Origin of the sequence: Lysobacter sp. Root916, from assembly GCF_001429785.1 — a bacterium.
Lineage (GTDB): Bacteria > Pseudomonadota > Gammaproteobacteria > Xanthomonadales > Xanthomonadaceae > Lysobacter.
The window spans coordinates 747,232-762,381 of sequence record NZ_LMJF01000001.1; the positions used below are offsets into that span (position 1 = coordinate 747,232).

The 15,150-nt window shown below is 68.1% G+C and carries 17 protein-coding genes; 9 read left to right on the plus strand and 8 right to left on the minus strand.

What is annotated here, in order from left to right; genetic code table 11:
* Positions 1-46 precede the first annotated feature (46 nt).
* From ASE35_RS03485 to ASE35_RS03495, 3 genes are all read left to right on the plus strand, one after another.
* The gene (locus ASE35_RS03485) at positions 47-715 is read left to right on the plus strand and encodes a hypothetical protein (RefSeq protein ID WP_057162980.1); all 669 of its coding nucleotides are present in this window, start codon (positions 47-49) and stop codon (positions 713-715) included.
* Positions 716-832: 117 nt separating this feature from the next.
* The gene (locus ASE35_RS03490) at positions 833-1,204 is read left to right on the plus strand and encodes a hypothetical protein (protein WP_057159084.1); all 372 of its coding nucleotides are present in this window, start codon (positions 833-835) and stop codon (positions 1,202-1,204) included.
* Positions 1,201-3,396: a hypothetical protein gene (locus ASE35_RS03495; RefSeq protein ID WP_157489245.1), complete on the plus strand. Its 2,196-nt coding sequence runs from the start codon at positions 1,201-1,203 to the stop codon at positions 3,394-3,396. The genes ASE35_RS03490 and ASE35_RS03495 overlap by 4 nt, the downstream gene beginning before the upstream one ends.
* Before the next feature lie 12 nt (positions 3,397-3,408).
* Here ASE35_RS03495 and ASE35_RS03500 read toward each other — a convergent pair whose 3' ends face one another.
* Positions 3,409-3,651 (minus strand): hypothetical protein, encoded by a 243-nt coding sequence (locus ASE35_RS03500; protein WP_157489246.1) that lies wholly within the window; start codon positions 3,649-3,651, stop codon positions 3,409-3,411.
* Between the two features lie 157 nt (positions 3,652-3,808).
* On the minus strand, positions 3,809-4,132 hold the full coding sequence (locus ASE35_RS03505) for a hypothetical protein (RefSeq protein WP_057162982.1): 324 nt from the start codon (positions 4,130-4,132) through the stop codon (positions 3,809-3,811).
* Between the two features lie 380 nt (positions 4,133-4,512).
* Here ASE35_RS03505 and ASE35_RS03510 point away from each other — a divergent pair, with 380 nt between their 5' ends.
* The 4 genes from ASE35_RS03510 (at position 4,513) to ASE35_RS03525 (ending at position 9,994) form a co-directional block, all read left to right on the plus strand.
* A complete protein-coding gene (locus ASE35_RS03510; protein ID WP_057163405.1) occupies positions 4,513-5,655 on the plus strand; it encodes an acyltransferase in 1,143 nt (380 codons plus the stop codon).
* 83 nt (positions 5,656-5,738) lie between these two features.
* Positions 5,739-8,288, plus strand: a complete 2,550-nt coding sequence (locus ASE35_RS03515; RefSeq protein ID WP_057162983.1) for a S9 family peptidase — start codon at positions 5,739-5,741, stop codon at positions 8,286-8,288.
* A gap of 237 nt (positions 8,289-8,525) precedes the next feature.
* Complete coding sequence (locus tag ASE35_RS03520) at positions 8,526-9,266, plus strand: alpha/beta hydrolase-fold protein (RefSeq protein ID WP_235569985.1); 741 nt, start codon at positions 8,526-8,528, stop codon at positions 9,264-9,266.
* 8 nt (positions 9,267-9,274) lie between these two features.
* On the plus strand, positions 9,275-9,994 hold the full coding sequence (locus ASE35_RS03525; RefSeq protein WP_235569986.1) for a hypothetical protein: 720 nt from the start codon (positions 9,275-9,277) through the stop codon (positions 9,992-9,994).
* Between the two features lie 79 nt (positions 9,995-10,073).
* Here ASE35_RS03525 and ASE35_RS03530 read toward each other — a convergent pair whose 3' ends face one another.
* The 6 genes from ASE35_RS03530 to ASE35_RS03555 form a co-directional block, all read right to left on the minus strand.
* Positions 10,074-11,357, minus strand: coding sequence for an RNA polymerase sigma factor (locus ASE35_RS03530; protein ID WP_056174089.1), 1,284 nt, complete (start codon positions 11,355-11,357; stop codon positions 10,074-10,076).
* A gap of 29 nt (positions 11,358-11,386) precedes the next feature.
* A complete protein-coding gene (locus ASE35_RS03535) occupies positions 11,387-11,911 on the minus strand; it encodes an SRPBCC family protein (RefSeq protein ID WP_057159090.1) in 525 nt (174 codons plus the stop codon).
* Positions 11,912-11,926: 15 nt separating this feature from the next.
* A complete protein-coding gene (locus ASE35_RS03540; RefSeq protein ID WP_057162984.1) occupies positions 11,927-12,349 on the minus strand; it encodes a YciI family protein in 423 nt (140 codons plus the stop codon).
* Between the two features lie 150 nt (positions 12,350-12,499).
* Positions 12,500-12,919, minus strand: coding sequence for a VOC family protein (locus tag ASE35_RS03545; RefSeq protein WP_056174095.1), 420 nt, complete (start codon positions 12,917-12,919; stop codon positions 12,500-12,502).
* Between the two features lie 26 nt (positions 12,920-12,945).
* Positions 12,946-13,296 (minus strand): YciI family protein, encoded by a 351-nt coding sequence (locus tag ASE35_RS03550; protein ID WP_056174097.1) that lies wholly within the window; start codon positions 13,294-13,296, stop codon positions 12,946-12,948.
* A 107-nt stretch (positions 13,297-13,403) separates the two neighbouring features.
* Positions 13,404-13,829 carry a YciI family protein gene (locus tag ASE35_RS03555; protein ID WP_057162985.1) on the minus strand — a complete coding sequence of 142 codons (426 nt, stop codon included), beginning with the start codon at positions 13,827-13,829 and terminating at the stop codon, positions 13,404-13,406.
* Positions 13,830-14,025: 196 nt separating this feature from the next.
* Here ASE35_RS03555 and ASE35_RS03560 point away from each other — a divergent pair, with 196 nt between their 5' ends.
* Both ASE35_RS03560 and ASE35_RS03565 read left to right on the plus strand, forming a co-directional pair.
* Entirely contained in the window at positions 14,026-14,604 is a 579-nt protein-coding gene (locus tag ASE35_RS03560) for a YceI family protein (protein ID WP_056174101.1), read from the plus strand.
* Positions 14,605-14,645: 41 nt separating this feature from the next.
* Entirely contained in the window at positions 14,646-15,125 is a 480-nt protein-coding gene (locus tag ASE35_RS03565) for a DUF1579 domain-containing protein (RefSeq protein WP_162259014.1), read from the plus strand.
* Positions 15,126-15,150 lie beyond the last annotated feature (25 nt).

The following is a 15,150-nucleotide window of genomic DNA, read 5'->3' on the forward strand; positions in this document are numbered from 1 at the left end:
ACTTGGGGCTTACCATCGGAGGCGCCCGAACCGGAGCCGTCACCGCATGAACCCGCCCCGTCATCCCGGCGCGCGCAGCGCCGGTCGCCGCCGTCTAGCGCGGCCTTCGCGCCGGGCCGAAGCGCGCGCCCAGCGACTGATGCCGGGCGAACTGGCCTGGTACGCGACCGGACGCTTTTACCTGGACAACGACAACCGCCTGGCCGACTTCGGCTATTTCCTGCATCTGTCCGGCATCGACGCGCCGCTGTTCGACGGCGCGCAAAGCGACACCACCGCGCATTTCACTTTCGCCGCGCGCCCCTTCGAAGCCGGCAGCGTGGTCAACGGCGCCTTGAGCCTGGGGCTGGACCCGGTCGGCGAGTTCTCGGTGTACCTGCAACGCGAGCCGGCGGCGAGCTTCGACGACCCAGCCTCGTTCGCCCTGGGCGAATGCATCGCGACGCTGCGCAGGACCGGGCTGGTCGTGGGCACCACCGTGGAGCAGGGCATCGGCCCGGCGCAGACGCCGTTGTTGGCGTCGAACGTGTTCTCGGCCTGGTTGCTGGAAAGCCGCGCCTTCGAGTTCGGCGGGCGCCGCTACGATCTGGCCCAGATCCTGGGCGCCGGCGTGACCCAGTTCGGCACCGCCGCCGCGACTTCGGCACCGGTGCCGGTCGGCTACAAGCTGGCGGTGCCGTTCACCGGCTCGGCCCTGGCTTTGGGACCGAAGTAGCCTCGGCCGGCGACGCCCGCTTCATGTCCTGATTGCCGCGCGGAGCGCGTTGGTGATCGATGGCGCCGGGAACGGCGCGACGCGGGCTGTCGGCCCGCCATCACAGGGAGTGAGGCCATGAAGAAGGCGTTCGGGCTGTTGTTGATAGCGCTGCTGGGCCTGCTCGGTTACTGGTTCTGGCGCGGGTCCGCATCGCGGCCCGAGCCTTCGCCGGCTTCGGTATCGACGTCGGTCATCGCGGGCGCGGACGGCGCCAGTGCGCCCTTGGCGCCAGGCTGGCCGCAGGGCGACGCGCTGCGGGTGGCGCTGAAGCCCGATCCCGGCGCAGTGTCGCTAAGCAAGGCTTTGTACCGCGACGGCGATGAGGTGTTGGAGCAGCGTTGGCCCGACGGCAGCAGCGAGCGTTGGTGGCATCCGCCGTCCGCGCCCTCGCGCTACATCGGCCGCGACGGTCGCGAGACGGTGGCCGGCGCCGGAGGGGCGCCATGAGCGCGGGGGCGAGCGCCATGCGCACCTTGCTGCTGGCGGTGCTGGCGTTGGCCTGCGTGCCTGCCTATGCACAGGTGCAATGCCCATCGCCGCGCGCGGCCGGCGACAAGCTGCGCAAGATCAACGAAGGTTTCACCCAGAACATCACCGAGCCGTTGGTCCGCAACAACGTGGGCGGTCTAGGGCCGGTGCTATGGACCTACATCGCCGGTCAGGCGCGCGCGGAAGGTCTGGGCGGCAAAGTCGACGAGGCTGGCAATCACACGGTTAAGGCCAGCAAGAACGTGTGGAACGTGCAGTTCGATCATAAGGAGGGCTGCAAGGAGTCCACCGTCGTCAACTGCAAGTCCGCCAACAAGGACAAACCCTTGGCGGTGTCCAAGAAGAAGGCGCTGGAGTCGCCTTTGGTCACGCCGTGCTGGATCGAGAACGGCCAGTCCATGCAGATGGTGAAGGTCTGCTTTCCCTCCTATCCCAGCCTGAAGGATGCCGCTAGTGGGTACCTTGCGTTCCGGCCTTCCTATACCGACCAGCTCAAGGCCATGGCTCAATCGAGCGCGCCGCGCATCGACGAGTTCCTCCAGCATCTGGGGGCGACCGGCTGGTCCTCGCGCATGCGCGCCGACCCGGACAAATACAAGAAGGAAACCCGCGACAACATCGACGAAGCCCTGCGCGGCATCGCCGAACGCCGCGACACCACCGAGCGCGAACTGGCGCAGAACCAGCAGGCGATCGCGGCCTGGTGCGGGGAGGCCAACGGCGCCGACGACCCGGCCCGGCGCGAGGCCCTGAAACAGCAACAGGACGCCCTGCTGGAACGGGTAGCGCTGTACGACCAGGTCTGTCTGCGGCCCTCGGCCAACGGCAGCGCCACGCCCGCGCCCACGCGCAACCCCGCGATCGACGAATGCCGCAAGCCGACCGCCGCGGCCCCCGCGACGCCGCCGACCGTGCCGGCTTCGACGGGCGGCCCCGATGGGCATGGCAGCAAGCACGGCGGTGGCGCGGTCGGCGAGCCGCATTACATCGTCCCCAGCGGCGCGGTGTTCAGTACCCAGCGCGCGGGTGAGTTCTGGTTGCTGCGCAGCACGCGCGGCGTCCAGATCCAGGTGCGCCAGGAGCCCTGGCACGGCAGCGACTCGGTGGCCGCGGTCACCGCGGTGGCGATACGCGCCGGCGCGCGCCGCGTCGGCGTCTATGCCGACGGCGTGCGCGTGGACGGCCGACCGCTGCAATGGCAGGGCGCGTTCGTCCAGCAGGATCTGGGCGACGGCCATGCGCTGGGCGTGTGGGGTGCGTCGACTCGGCCGGAGGTGATCGCGCTGATGTGGGCCGACGGCAGCAGCCTGCGCGTGGTTCATCACGGCAGTTGGCTGGACCTCGACTACCAGCTGATGCGCGGCGTCGATACCGCCGGGGACGCGGGGCTGATCGGGCGCGCCGACGACGACCCCAGTCATGATTTCGTGCCGCGTTCCGGGGTCGCGCTTTCGCAGCCCGACACGGCCGGCATCGACGGCTTCGTGCAGAGTTGGCGCATCGGCACCGACGAGTCGCTGTTCGATTACGCACCCGGCCGCAACGCGGCCAGCTACGACCTGCGCGACTTCCCGCGCACGCCCGCGGCGCCGACGGCCGCCGCGCTGGCGCAGGCACGCGAGGCCTGCGCCGCCGCCGGGGTGGCCGCGCTACTGCTGGACGCCTGCGCCTTCGATCTGGCGGTTACCGGCGAGCGCGGTTTCCTGAGTTCGCATCAACTGGGTTCGCGGGCGCTGGGCCGGATCGCCAAACCCGAGGCGGCGGCCGCACGCGAGACCGGGCCGAGCGTGTTCTTCGAGGCGCGATGGACGCCGGACATGGATCGGGCCGAGGCGCTGGCGAACGGCAACACCCGCAACGTGGCGGTAGCGGCCGGACAACGCACCACGTATCTGATCGACATCGTCAAGCCCGATGTCGGCGACCTGTTCGTGCTGTCGCATCAGATGACCTGCATCGGCGACCCCTACGACGGAGAGTCCCCGGGCTATCAACTGTTCGATGCCCGCGGCCGCGCCTTGTCCAAGGCCCTGGCGATCTGCTCGGACCTGTACTCGGGGCCGATACGCCCGGGCAAGTACTACCTGGTGCTGGTCGGCGCCGCGTCCGGCGCCCCGGTCGAGGTGAAGTTCGAAGCCTTCCACCACTGACGGCGGTGGCCGTCAGCGCCGCGTTTGTTCGGCGGTGCAGCGCGGGCAGGCCTGGGCCGGTGCGTAATGGCGCTGCGCGATGTGCAAGGCATCGCGCGCCTGCGCGAACTCGCCCAGGTGGATCCGATACAAGGGCAGGCGCGGGCAGCCCAGCGCATGCACTTCGTAGGTGCCGTTGGGCTGCGGCGTCCGGTTGAGGTAGTAGCTGGGCATGCGGGCGGCGGCGCGGATTCGACCGCCTACTGTGCGAGGCATGCGTCTCGCCGGCTGCGACGGCGCGATCGAGGGGGCAGGTGTGAGTGTTGAGAAGTGAGAAGTGAGAAGTGAGAAGTGAGCAGTGAGCAGGCAAAGAGGCTGTACTCACTTCCCAACGCTCACTCCTGCTTCACTGGATATGCTGCGGCGACGCGGCTCAGTCGCCACCGCCTCCACCGTCTCCGCCGCCGCCATCCCCGCCGCAGTCGCTGCCGCCGCTGTCGGCGTCGTTGGCGCTGCAGTCGCGATTGTCGTCGTTGCTGTTGCTGGACGAGTTCCAGTCGCTGCTGGAACTGTTGCTCCAGCTGCTGCCGCCGTCGTAGCCCGAGCCGGTGTCCGCGGCAAGGGGGGCGTTGCGCCGAGCGCTGTTGACGACCAGCACGCCCACGATCAGCACCGCCACGCCGATCAGCCAATGACTGGCCAGGGCGAGCAGGGCGCCTGCGACGATCGCCACGAATCCCACGAGCATCCGCTGCATCGGTGTCTCCCCTCCGATCCGGCACGGGCCGCGGGCGCGCCGCGGTTGCGCGCATTGTCCATGGTTTTGCGTCGCCGGCGGTACCGGCCGACGGGGTTTTTCGGCCCTGCGGCGGGGCGGCGGGCCGGTCCCGAATCGGGCCGCCAGGCGACTCGGCCGCCTCGGCACCCAGCGCTGGGTCGCGCCGTCGCGGCAGCGCGGTGCGGCGCCGCCGCAACGACTCGGCGCAAGGCCATCGCGAGGGATAGGCAGGACCCCGCCGCGGTTCTATGCTGACGCTGCGGGCGCAGCCAGTGGTCGCGACGGCGCCCGCATCCCCCAATCCCTTCCACTGTCGCGCGCCGCGGTCGCTGCGCCTCGCGACGCTATACGAGTACTCGATGGGTCGCCTTCCCGGTCTGGATCTGCTGCGCGCCATCGCCATCGTCTGGGTGATGCTGTTCCATTCCTATCTGGTCGGCGGATTGGGCGAGTTCTGGCAGGCGGGGGTCACGCATGGCTGGATGGGCGTGGACCTGTTCTTCGTGCTCAGCGGTTATCTGATCGGCGGCCAGTTGCTCAAGCCCTTGAGTCAGGGCCAACCGTTCCGCCCCGGCGACTTCTACCTGCGTCGCGCGTTCCGCGTGCTGCCCGCGTTCCTGGCGGTGCTGGCGCTGTACTTCACCGTACCGGGCTTCCGCGAGGCTCCGGGCATCCAGCCGTTGTGGCAGTTCCTCACTTTCACCTTGAACCTGCTGATCGATTACCAGCACAACAAGGCCTTCTCGCACGCGTGGTCGTTGTGCGTGGAGGAGCATTTCTACCTGGTGTTCCCCTGGCTGGCCTGGTGGATGACGCGGCGCCCCTCGACGGCCAAGTTCCTGAGCGTCTGCGCCGCGGTCCTGATCGCCGGGCTGGCGCTACGCGGCTACGTCTGGGTGTACGAAATGGCCCCGGTGCGCGGCCTGGAGACCGCCGAACGCAGCTTCGGCCAACGCTTCGTCGAGGACATCTACTACCCGACCTGGATGCGCCTGGACGGCCTGCTCTGCGGCGTGGTGCTGGCCAGCATCCAGGTCTCTCGCCCGCAGCTGTGGGCTGGTCTGCAGCGCCGCGCCAACTTGCTGCTGATCGCCGGCCTGGCCGTGGTCGCCGTGGCGATCGCTTTGTTCAACGAGCGCACCGCCTTGCTGCCGACCGTGATCGGCTACCCGCTGCTGTCGATCGGCCTGGCCTTGCTGGTCGCCGCCGGCGCCAGCACCAGCGGCTGGCTCGGCCGCTGGCGCGTGCCCGGCGCGGGCTGGATCGCGCTGACCTCGTTCAGCCTGTACCTGATCCACAAGCCGGTGTTCCACCTGGTGGAGACCCATTTGGGCGCGCAGTTGGAGGGGAAGGGGGTGCTGGCGTTTGCGGTGTACGCGGTAGCGACCTTGGCGGCCGGCGCCTTGCTGCATTACGCGGTCGAGCGGCCGTTTCTGCAGTTGCGGGCGCGTTGGTTGCGGCGCGAGGCGCGCGCTCCGGCCGCGATCGCTCCTGCCGGCTGAGCCGGGCCCTGGGCTATGCTTCGATGAGGGGTGGTAGCGGATATACGCGTGGATAGGGGGCGCCCGTTGGGGCGTGGGTAGCGATGGCGAAACTGGCGGATGGCCGCGGCAGCGGTCGGGTGAAGACGCACGGCCCGCGGCGGGCATGGAAGTGGGGCGCGTGCTGGCTGGCGGCCCTGCTGTTGATGTCGCTGGCGCTGGACGCCACGGCGATGCGCAAGATCGATCCGGGCGAAGCGCCCAAGCTGGCGCCGGGCGAGGGCCTGCTGGTGCTGGTGGTGGATACCAGCGTTTACGTCAGCAGCGTGCACGTGCGCGAGGCCGGGCATGGCCCGACCGAGGGTGTGCTCAACCGCATGGAAGGGGGCCGCAACCTGCAGTTGTACGCGCTGAAGGCGGGCGAGTACGAGTGGGCCGAGGTCAATCTCTATGGCGGCGACTATCACGCGCGCTACTCGATCACCGATCCGGAATACCGCTTCAGGGTCGAAGCCGGAAAACTTAACTACGGCGGCGATCTGGTGCTGCGCGCGACCGGCTTTCTGCGCATCTTCATGCACGTCTCGAACCGCTCCTTGCCGGTGATCGACTGGCTGGAAGCTCAGCATCCGGCCGTTTACGCGCAGCATGGCCTGTCCTTCGTCGGGCGCTATCCGGACCCGTTCCCCGCTTTGTATCGGAGTGCGCGCGCATCCAATTCCGAAGCGCCGGCCAAGCTCAACGTCGGCCGCGAGCCGCCCAAGCCCGGGACGCTGCCGATTCCGGTCGAACAGATGTGGAAACCCGGCCGTGTGGTCGATGTCGCGCTCAATCCCGGCGGCGACCTGTTGGCCGAGGTGGTGCGCGAAGGCGAGGACCGTTACGGGCTGGAGTTGATCGACCTGGTCGCCGGTAGCGTGCAACGCCTCACCACCCGCAAGGAGGCCATCGACTCGCTGGCGTGGGACAGCGATCGCATCCTGCTGGCCGGCAATGGCAGCGGCAACTACACCGTGGCCCGGATCGGCGAGTCCAAGGATGGAAAGCGCGCCGCGCAAGTGCTGGCATTGGAAGGCAAGGGCGCCATAGTCGATCTGCTGCCCGACGAGCCCGGCGCGATCCTGTTCGAAGGCTACGACAGCCGTGGCACCCTGGTGGTGCATCGCATCGACTTGACCGTCGGCGATCGAGACATCCGCAGTTTCTCCACTGCCGCTTCGCGCGACCGGCTCAACAAAGGCATGAGCAACGACCTGGGCTGGTACGCAGACGGGCAGGGCCGGCTGCGCGCGGCGATCGTCAAGCGCGATGAGCGCATGGTGCTGCTGCACGGCATCGCCGGGCAGTATCAGGAAGTGCTGGAGCTGGGCAAGGAGGGTGGGTTCCAGCCCTTGGCGCTATCCTTCGACGGCGACCTGATCTATGGGCTCAGCGACGAGGGCCGCGATCAGCGCGACCTGGTGGTGTTCGATCCAGCCACGAAGAAGATCGAGCGCACCTTGTTCAGCAAACCGGGCGTGGACGTGGCGGCGCCGGTGCTGGATCGCCGGCGCGAGCCGGTGGCGGCGCGCTACTACCAATCGGGCCGTCTGGTCACCGAGTACTTCGACGAGAAGGACCGCGCGCTGGGCGCGACCCTGCAGGCGGCATACCCCGGCCGCACCGTCGCCGTGATCGACCGCAGCCTGGATGGCAAGCAGCTGATTCTGTGGGTGGACGGCAGCGATCGCCCGCCGCAGATCTACCACATGGACGTCGCCGCCAAGCGTGCCTCATTGATCGATGAAGTGATGCCTTGGCTGGCGGAGAAGCGCTTCGCGCCCGCGAAGGTGCTGTCGGTGAAGGGCAGCGATGGGCTCACGATCGAAGCCTTCCTGACCTTGCCCGAGGCGCCTGGCAAGCGGCCGATGGTGGTTTTGCCGCACGGCGGCCCGGTCGGGGTCGGCGACCGCCTGCATTTCGATCGCCAAGTGCAGTACCTGGCGTCGCTGGGCTATGCGGTGTTGCAGGTGAACTTCCGCGGCTCCGACGGCTATGGCAAGGCCTTTCGCGAGGCCGGCCACCGCAACTACGGAAAGATGATCGAAGACGACATCGACGCGGCCGTGCGCAGCGCGATCGCGTCCTACCCCATCGACGGGACCCGGATGTGCATGGTCGGCGCCAGTTACGGCGGCTATTCGGGCCTGGTGTCGGCCATGCGCTGGCCTGGGCGTTTCCGTTGCGTGGTGTCGATCTCCGGCGTCAGCGATCGCGCCTTGTTCTTCACCGCCAGCGACAGCGCGCGCTCGGCCAAGACCCGCGCCTTGATGGAGCGCATCATTGGCGACCCGAACAAGGACCTGGCCGAGATGGAAGCGACCTCGCCACTGTACAACCTGGACAAGCTGCAGCTGCCGATCATGCTGGTCCACGGCCGCGAGGACCTGCGCGTGGATTTCGAGCACACCCGTCGCCTGGTGCGCATGCTCAATCTCAAGGGGCGCCAGCCGGTGGTGCTGGCGTTCCCGAACGAGGGCCACAGCTTCGATCAGCCTTTGGCGTTGGAGATCACCTGGTCGGGCATCGCGGGCTTTTTGCGCGAGCATCTGGACGGCGCCGCGGCGCCCAAGACGGATCCCGCCGGCACCGCTCCCGCTGCGGCGACGCAATGAGGCCGCAACCCGTGCGCATGGCGCGGCGCATGCCTGTCGCCGGGCGGGTGCGTCGATAATCGCGCGATCCGCTCTCGTGCCTGTCGCCGAGGCCGATCAATCTCAACGGGGCACTGCATGCACACGCTTTTGAAGATGATGACGACTGGTTGCTTGGCGGTCTGTGTCTGCGCCTCCGCGCTGGCTGCGGAACCGGCCGTCGTCGCCGAGCCCGTGCCCGCGCACGAGAGCTTCACCATGGACACCTCGGTGCCGAAGGAAACGCGGCGCATCAACGTCTATACGCCGCCGGGTTACGACGCGGCCAGGGGGGCGCGCTATCCGGTGCTGTACATGCTCGACGGCGGCTTGCAGGAGGATTTTCCGCATGTGGCCAGTAGTGTCGATGCGGCGATCCGGGCCGGGGAGATGCGGCCGGTGCTGGTGGTCGGCATCGAGAACACCCAGCGGCGGCGCGACATGACCGGTCCGACGGCGTTCGCCGAGGATCGCAAGATCGCGTCGGTGGTGGGCGGCTCGGCGCAGTTTCGTGCCTACATCGCCGCCGAGCTGATGCCGTTGATCCGCAAGCGCTATCGGACAGGCGATGAGACCGGCATCATCGGCGAGTCGCTGGCGGGGTTGTTCGTGGTCGAGACTTTCTTCAAGCAGCCCAAACTGTTCGATGTTTATATCGCGATCAGTCCCAGCCTGTGGTGGAACCAGGATGCGTTGGTGCAGGCCGCGGAGCCGCGTTTGAAGGCGGGCGGGTTCGGGCGACGGACCTTGCTGTTGTCGTCGGCCAACGAAGACAACATCGCGCCGCAGACCGCGCGCCTGGCCGATGCGCTGCGCGCGGTCGCGCCCAAGGGACTGACCTGGCGCTACGATCCGCGGCCCGACCTGCAGCACAGCACCATCTACCGTGCCCTGTCGCCGCAGTTGCTGCGCGATGCGTTTCCGCCCGAGACTGGCGCGGGCTCGCGGCAGGCGAAGTGAGGAACGGGATGGATCATCGGCGGATACTGATCGGTTTGGGGTTGGCCGGCCTGATGTGCGGGGTGTCGGCCTTGGCCGCGCCGCCGAAGTCCGCGGCCGCATCGGCGGTGCTGCCCTTGAACGCCAAGGTCGAAGGCCTGGGCTATGCCGAGCTCAGCGCGCACTGGTGGCGCTGGACCGATCGCTTTCCGGGCGGGATGGAGCCTTATCGCGACCCCGACGGCCGCTGGTGCAAGATCGCGCAGTCTGGGCCGGTGTGGTTTCTGGCCGGCACCGACGGCAGCGAGAACGTGCAGCGGCGCTGTTCGGTGCCGGTCGACAAGCATGTGTTCCTGCCGATCATCAATCTGTACCAGCGCAGCCGCTATCCGGTTCCGGCCAGGCTCAAGCCGGCGCACTGCAAGTCGCTGCTGGACGGACTGGCCCTGAGCAACGACGCGCTGCGCAGCGCGGTGGTGCTGATCGACGGCGTGCGGGTGGCCGATCCCAAGCGCTATCGGGTCCGCACCGAACGTTGTTTCGACGCCTTCGGCGAGGACGATGGCAGCGGCGCCACGGTGATCGCCGCCAGCGACGGCTACTGGCTGTTGCTGCCGCCGATGAAGCCGGGTCGCCACACCCTGGTGGTCGGCGCGAACTACGGGCGCGACGCCGAGGACGACGACGGCTACGGCAACATGGTGCAGAACTTCGAGTATGTGCTGGACGTGGGCGGTCCGACCTACTGAGGCCTGGCGCGTCGCATCCACACGCTCTGCGCTCTGCTTGACCTATGCCGCGTGCGCTTCAGCGCCAGCGCGGCGCGCTTCAATCCCGCTTGATCGTCGCGATGCTGCGCGCGCAGGCCGCCGCACGTTCGGTCAAAAACTCGCGCTCGCGCGCATTGCGGGTCAGCAAGGCCGCGCGTTTGAATTCGGCATGCGCCTCGCCGTAGCGGCCGAGCTTGGCGAGGAAATCGCCGCGTACGCTGGGCAGCAGGTGGTAGGTCTTCATCGACGGTTCGTCGAGCAGGGTGTCGGCCAGTTCCAGGCCGGCGGCGGGGCCGAAGGCCATGGCCAGGGCGACGGCGCGGTTGAGTTCGACCACGGGCGAGGGTGCGAGCTGGGCGAGGGCGTCGTAGAGCGCGGCGATGCGCGCCCAGTCGGTTTCGTCGGCGGTGCGCGCGCGGGCATGGCAGGCGGCGATTGCGGCTTGTAGGGCGTAAGGGCCGCGTGCGCCGCCGAGTTTTTCGGCGCGCTCCAGCGCGGTCAGGCCGCGCCGGATCAGGACCTGGTCCCAGCGTGCGCGGTCCTGGTCCAGCAGCAGCACCGGCGTGCCGGCGGCGTCGACGCGGGCACGGGCGCGCGAGGCCTGGATTTCCATCAGCGCGGCCAGGCCGTGCACTTCGGGTTCGCGCGGCACCAGCTCGGCGACGATGCGGCCCAGGCGCAGCGCTTCCTCGCACAGCGCCGGGCGCATCCAGTCGTCGCCGGCGGTGGCCGAATAGCCTTCGTTGAAGATCAGGTAGATCACCGCCAGCACCGAGGCCAGGCGTTCGGCGAGTTCGTCGCCGCGCGGCACTTCGAAGGGCACGCGCGCTTCGGCCAGGGTGCGCTTGGCGCGCACGATGCGCTGGGCCACGGTCGGTTCCGGTACCAGAAACGCGCGCGCGATCTCGTCGGTGGTGAGGCCGCCGAGCAGGCGCAGGGTCAGGGCGACGCGCGCCTCGGTCGACAGCACCGGGTGGCAGGCGGTGAACACGAGCCGTAGCAGGTCGTCGCCGATGTCGTCGTCGATGGCCGCCTCGAACGCGGCCTCGGCGTCGTCCTGCCAGTCCTCCAGTTCGTAGCCCAGCTCCTCGTACTTGCGCTGCTGCAGTTTGCTGCGGCGCAGGCGGTCGATCGCGCGGTGCTTGGCGGTGGCCATCAGCCAGGCGCCCGGATTGTCGGGCACGCCGGTCTCGGGCCAGCGCTCCAACGCCGCGACCAGGGCATCCTGAGCGAGTTCTTCGGCCAGGCCGACATCGCGCACCATGCGCGCCAGGCCGGCGATCAGGCGTGGCGATTCGATCCTCCAGACGGCATCGATGGCGCGGTGGGTGTCGGTGGTCATGCGGTCCGTCTTCGTGATGGCGGTAGGGCTTACTTTTCGGACAGAGCCTTGAGCGAGGCCAGGCCAGTCTCGAAATCGCGTCCGATCATACGGTCCATATTGAAGAAAACGCCCATGAGTTTGGTCATGTAGGCGGCCGGGCCCTGCATGGTCCAGGTCACCCGGGTGGCGTCGGCCTGCGCGACCGCGGCGAACTCGGCGATGTTGTGGCTGACGAAGGGCTTGCTGAAGTCGAGCTGGATGGTGGTGCGGTCCGTGCGGGTGTCGGTGATTTCCATGCGGCCGGCACCGGCCTTGCCTTTGCCCTCCCAGGCGTAGGTCGCGCCGCGTCCGCTGGCGGCACCGCCGATCTCGCGGCGCATGTCGGGCTCGAGCTTTTCGTAGGGCGACCAGTCGCGCCAACGGCGGAAGTCGTTGACGTGGGCGAGGATGGTTTCGGCGGGGGCGTGGATGACCAGGCTGCGTTCGATGTGCAGCGTGCTCGGCCGGGTGGCGGCATAGATCAGCACGGCGACCACGATCAGGGCGAGCAGGGACAGGGTGAGTGCGAGCATGAGGGTGGTTCCGGTTTAGTTGCGCTGGCCGATGCCGGTCTGCATGTCGCGCAGGCCTGCGGCGGCTTCCTGTACATCGGCGGGGAAATCGGCCAATTCCTGGACCTGGCGGATCTCGATGGTTTCGTTGTCCGAGCCCGGGCAACGCTGGGCCCAGGCGATCGCTTCCTCGCGCGAGGCGACGTCGATCATCCAGTAACCGCCCAACACTTCCTTGGCCTCGCTGAAGGGACCATCGGTGACCTTGGGCTTGCCGCCGGCGAAGGACACGCGCGCGCCCATCGACGGCGGATGCAGCCCGTCCAGCGCGATCAGCACGCCGGCCTGCTGCAGGGCCTGGTTGTACTCCATCATCGCCGCGACGCGGTCGGCGGGCGGGGAGGTGCCGGGCTCGGCTTGTTCGTAGCCCTGGGGAATCATCAACATCATGAAGCGCATGGTGCGGCTCCGGTGGTGGCGGAAAAGCGGCGCGGCGAGCGACGTGGCAAGGCTACGCCGCGCGCCAGGGGGAGGGGTATTCGTGGGCGAGGGCCGCGCGTACGCGGCGCGAATGCGGGAGTGCGACGGCTCCCGCGTTCGCAAGGCCGCTCAGGCGGTCTTTTCGCAGTTGATCAGCCAGCTCACGCCATAGGCATCGGTCACGCAGCCGAAGCGTTCGGCCCAGAAGGTCTGCTGCAGCGGCATGGTGATCTGTCCGCCTTCCGACAAGCCCTGGATGATGCGTTCGGCGTCGGCCGCGGAGTCTAGGTTGAGCGAGATCGACATGCCCTTGATGCCCTGGTACGGATACTCGGGCGTCGCGTCGGAGGCCATCAGCACCCAGTCCTTGGCGGCCAGGCGCACGTGCATGACTTTGTTCTTGTCGGCGGCGGACATGCCTTCGCAGCTGCCGTCCGGCGCCTCGCCGTAGCGCAGCAGCAGTTCGATCTTGCCGCCCAGCAGTTCGGCGTAGCGGTGGAAGGCTTGTTCGGCGTTGCCGTCGTAGCTCAGGTAGGGACTCAGGTACATGGTGGGCTCCGGTGTGGGTGGGGGGATCAGGGACAGCCGGCGTCGCCTTCGGCGATGCGATGGATCTGGCTGGTGCCGTCGCCGGCGATCTCCAGGAAACGCCGGGTCTGTTCGATCGCCGCCGCGGTGGATTCGGCTTCGATCAGGGCGTAGCCGGCGATCACTTCCTTGGCCTCAGCGTAGGGACCGTCGGTGACGGTGATACGGCCCGCAGTCAGGCTGACGCGCGCGCTGCCCTGTGCGAGCAGACCGCCGGTGTGCAGCAGGCTGCCGTCCTTGAAGCCTTGCTCGATCAGGGCGCCCATGCGCTGTTGCTGCTCCGGGCCGAAATCGGCGGGCTTGGTCGGGTCGGGGGTGTAGATGGTCAGGAACTTCATCGCGTGCTCCGTGGCGGTGATGCGGGTTGGGTTTCGACGCTGTATGGGAGTGCGACGAACGGGGGCGGGCGGAATCGACAAGCGCGCCGAATCGATTTCGTCGGACGTCAGTGGCGGGCGGCGCTCTCGGCGCGCAGGCGCTGTTCCTGCGCGCGCAGTTCGGGGGTGAGTTCGGCGCCGAAGTCCTCGGCCTCGAAGACCTGGCGAATCTCGATCTCCGATTCGTCCTCGCAGGGATTGGGGCAACGCTTCACCCACTCGATCGCTTCTTCCTTGGATTTGACCTGGATCAGCCAGAAGCCGCCGATCATTTCCTTGGTTTCCGGGAACGGGCCGTCGATCACGCTGCGCCGTTTGCCGAAGAAGCGCACGCGCGCGCCCTTGGATGAGGGGTGCAGGCCTTCGCCGGCCAGCAGCACGCCGGCCTTGACCAGCTCCTCGTTGTACTTGCCCATCGCGGTCAGCAGTTCTTCGCTGGGCATTTCGCCGGCTTCGCTGGCGGCGTTGGATTTGACTATCACCATGAATCGCATCGTCGTGTCTCCGGGTCGAGTGAGGAGCGTCGTCCGCGTTCGGCGGTGGTTTGACGGCGCTCTTACCCAGGACGACGAACGCAGGCGCGCGGAATCGACAAGGAGTGCGAAATAAATTCCCAATCGGCGCGGTTGCCCCTGGGCGGGGCCCGGTGCTAGCGTGCCGGCTCCCGCCACGGACCCTAAGGCCGCCCCGATGAAGTCGCTCAAGTATCTGATCCCGCTCGCTTTTCTGGCCAGCACCGCGGCGGTCGCCGCGCCCGAGACCTACGAGATCGACCCCTCGCACACCTATCCCAGCTTCGAGGCCTCGCACATGGGCGTGTCGCTGTGGCGCGGCAAGTTCAATTCCTCCAGCGGCCAGGTCGTGCTGGACAAGGCCAAGGGCGCGGGCACGGTTGAGGTGACGGTGGACGTCAACAGCATCGACTTCGGCCACGACAAAATGAACGAGCACGCGCGTGGCGCGGATCTGTTCGACGTCGCCAAGTACCCGACCGCCACCTACAAGGGCAAGCTCGAGGGCTTCGTCGACGGCAATCCGACCAAAGTCGTCGGCGAGCTCACCTTGCACGGGGTGACCAAGCCGCTGGAACTGAAGATCAATTCCTTCAAGTGCATCCCGCATCCGATGCTCAAGCGCGAGCTGTGCGGCGCCGATGCGCTGGCCACTTTCCAGCGCGACGCGTTCGGCATCTCCGCCGGCAAGGACTGGGGCTTCAGCATGGACGTGACCCTGCGCATCCAGGTCGAAGCGGTGGCCAAGGCCAAGTAAGCGCGGCCCGCCTCGATGCCTACCGTGCCAGGAGCATGAGCATGAACAACGAACCGCAAGCCGAACACCGCTGGCTGCATCGTCTGGTCGGCGAATGGGAAGGCGATGGCGAGATGCCGGCGGCGCCCGGCGAAGCGGCCACCACCTGGCGCTCGCTACAGAGCGTGCGCAAGATCGGCGAGCTGTGGATCCAGTGCGAGACGCGCATCCAGATGGCGGACGGCGGCGCGGACATCATGCAGATCACCCTGGGCTACGACACGGCCCAGGGCCATTACGTGGGCGTGTTCGCCGGCAGCATGATGTCCAACCTGTGGATCTACCAGGGCAAGGTCGAGGCCGACGGGCGCACGCTTACGCTCGATACCGAGGGTCCGGACTTCGGCAGCGGGCAGACCCGCAGGTTCCAGGACATCGTCGAGCTTATCGACGACGACCGCCACGAGCTGCGTTCGCGCATGCTCGGCGACGACGGCCAATGGCAACCGGTGATGACGGTGCGTTACCGACGCACCGGCTGAGCGCCTTTCGCGGCCGCGACTGCGG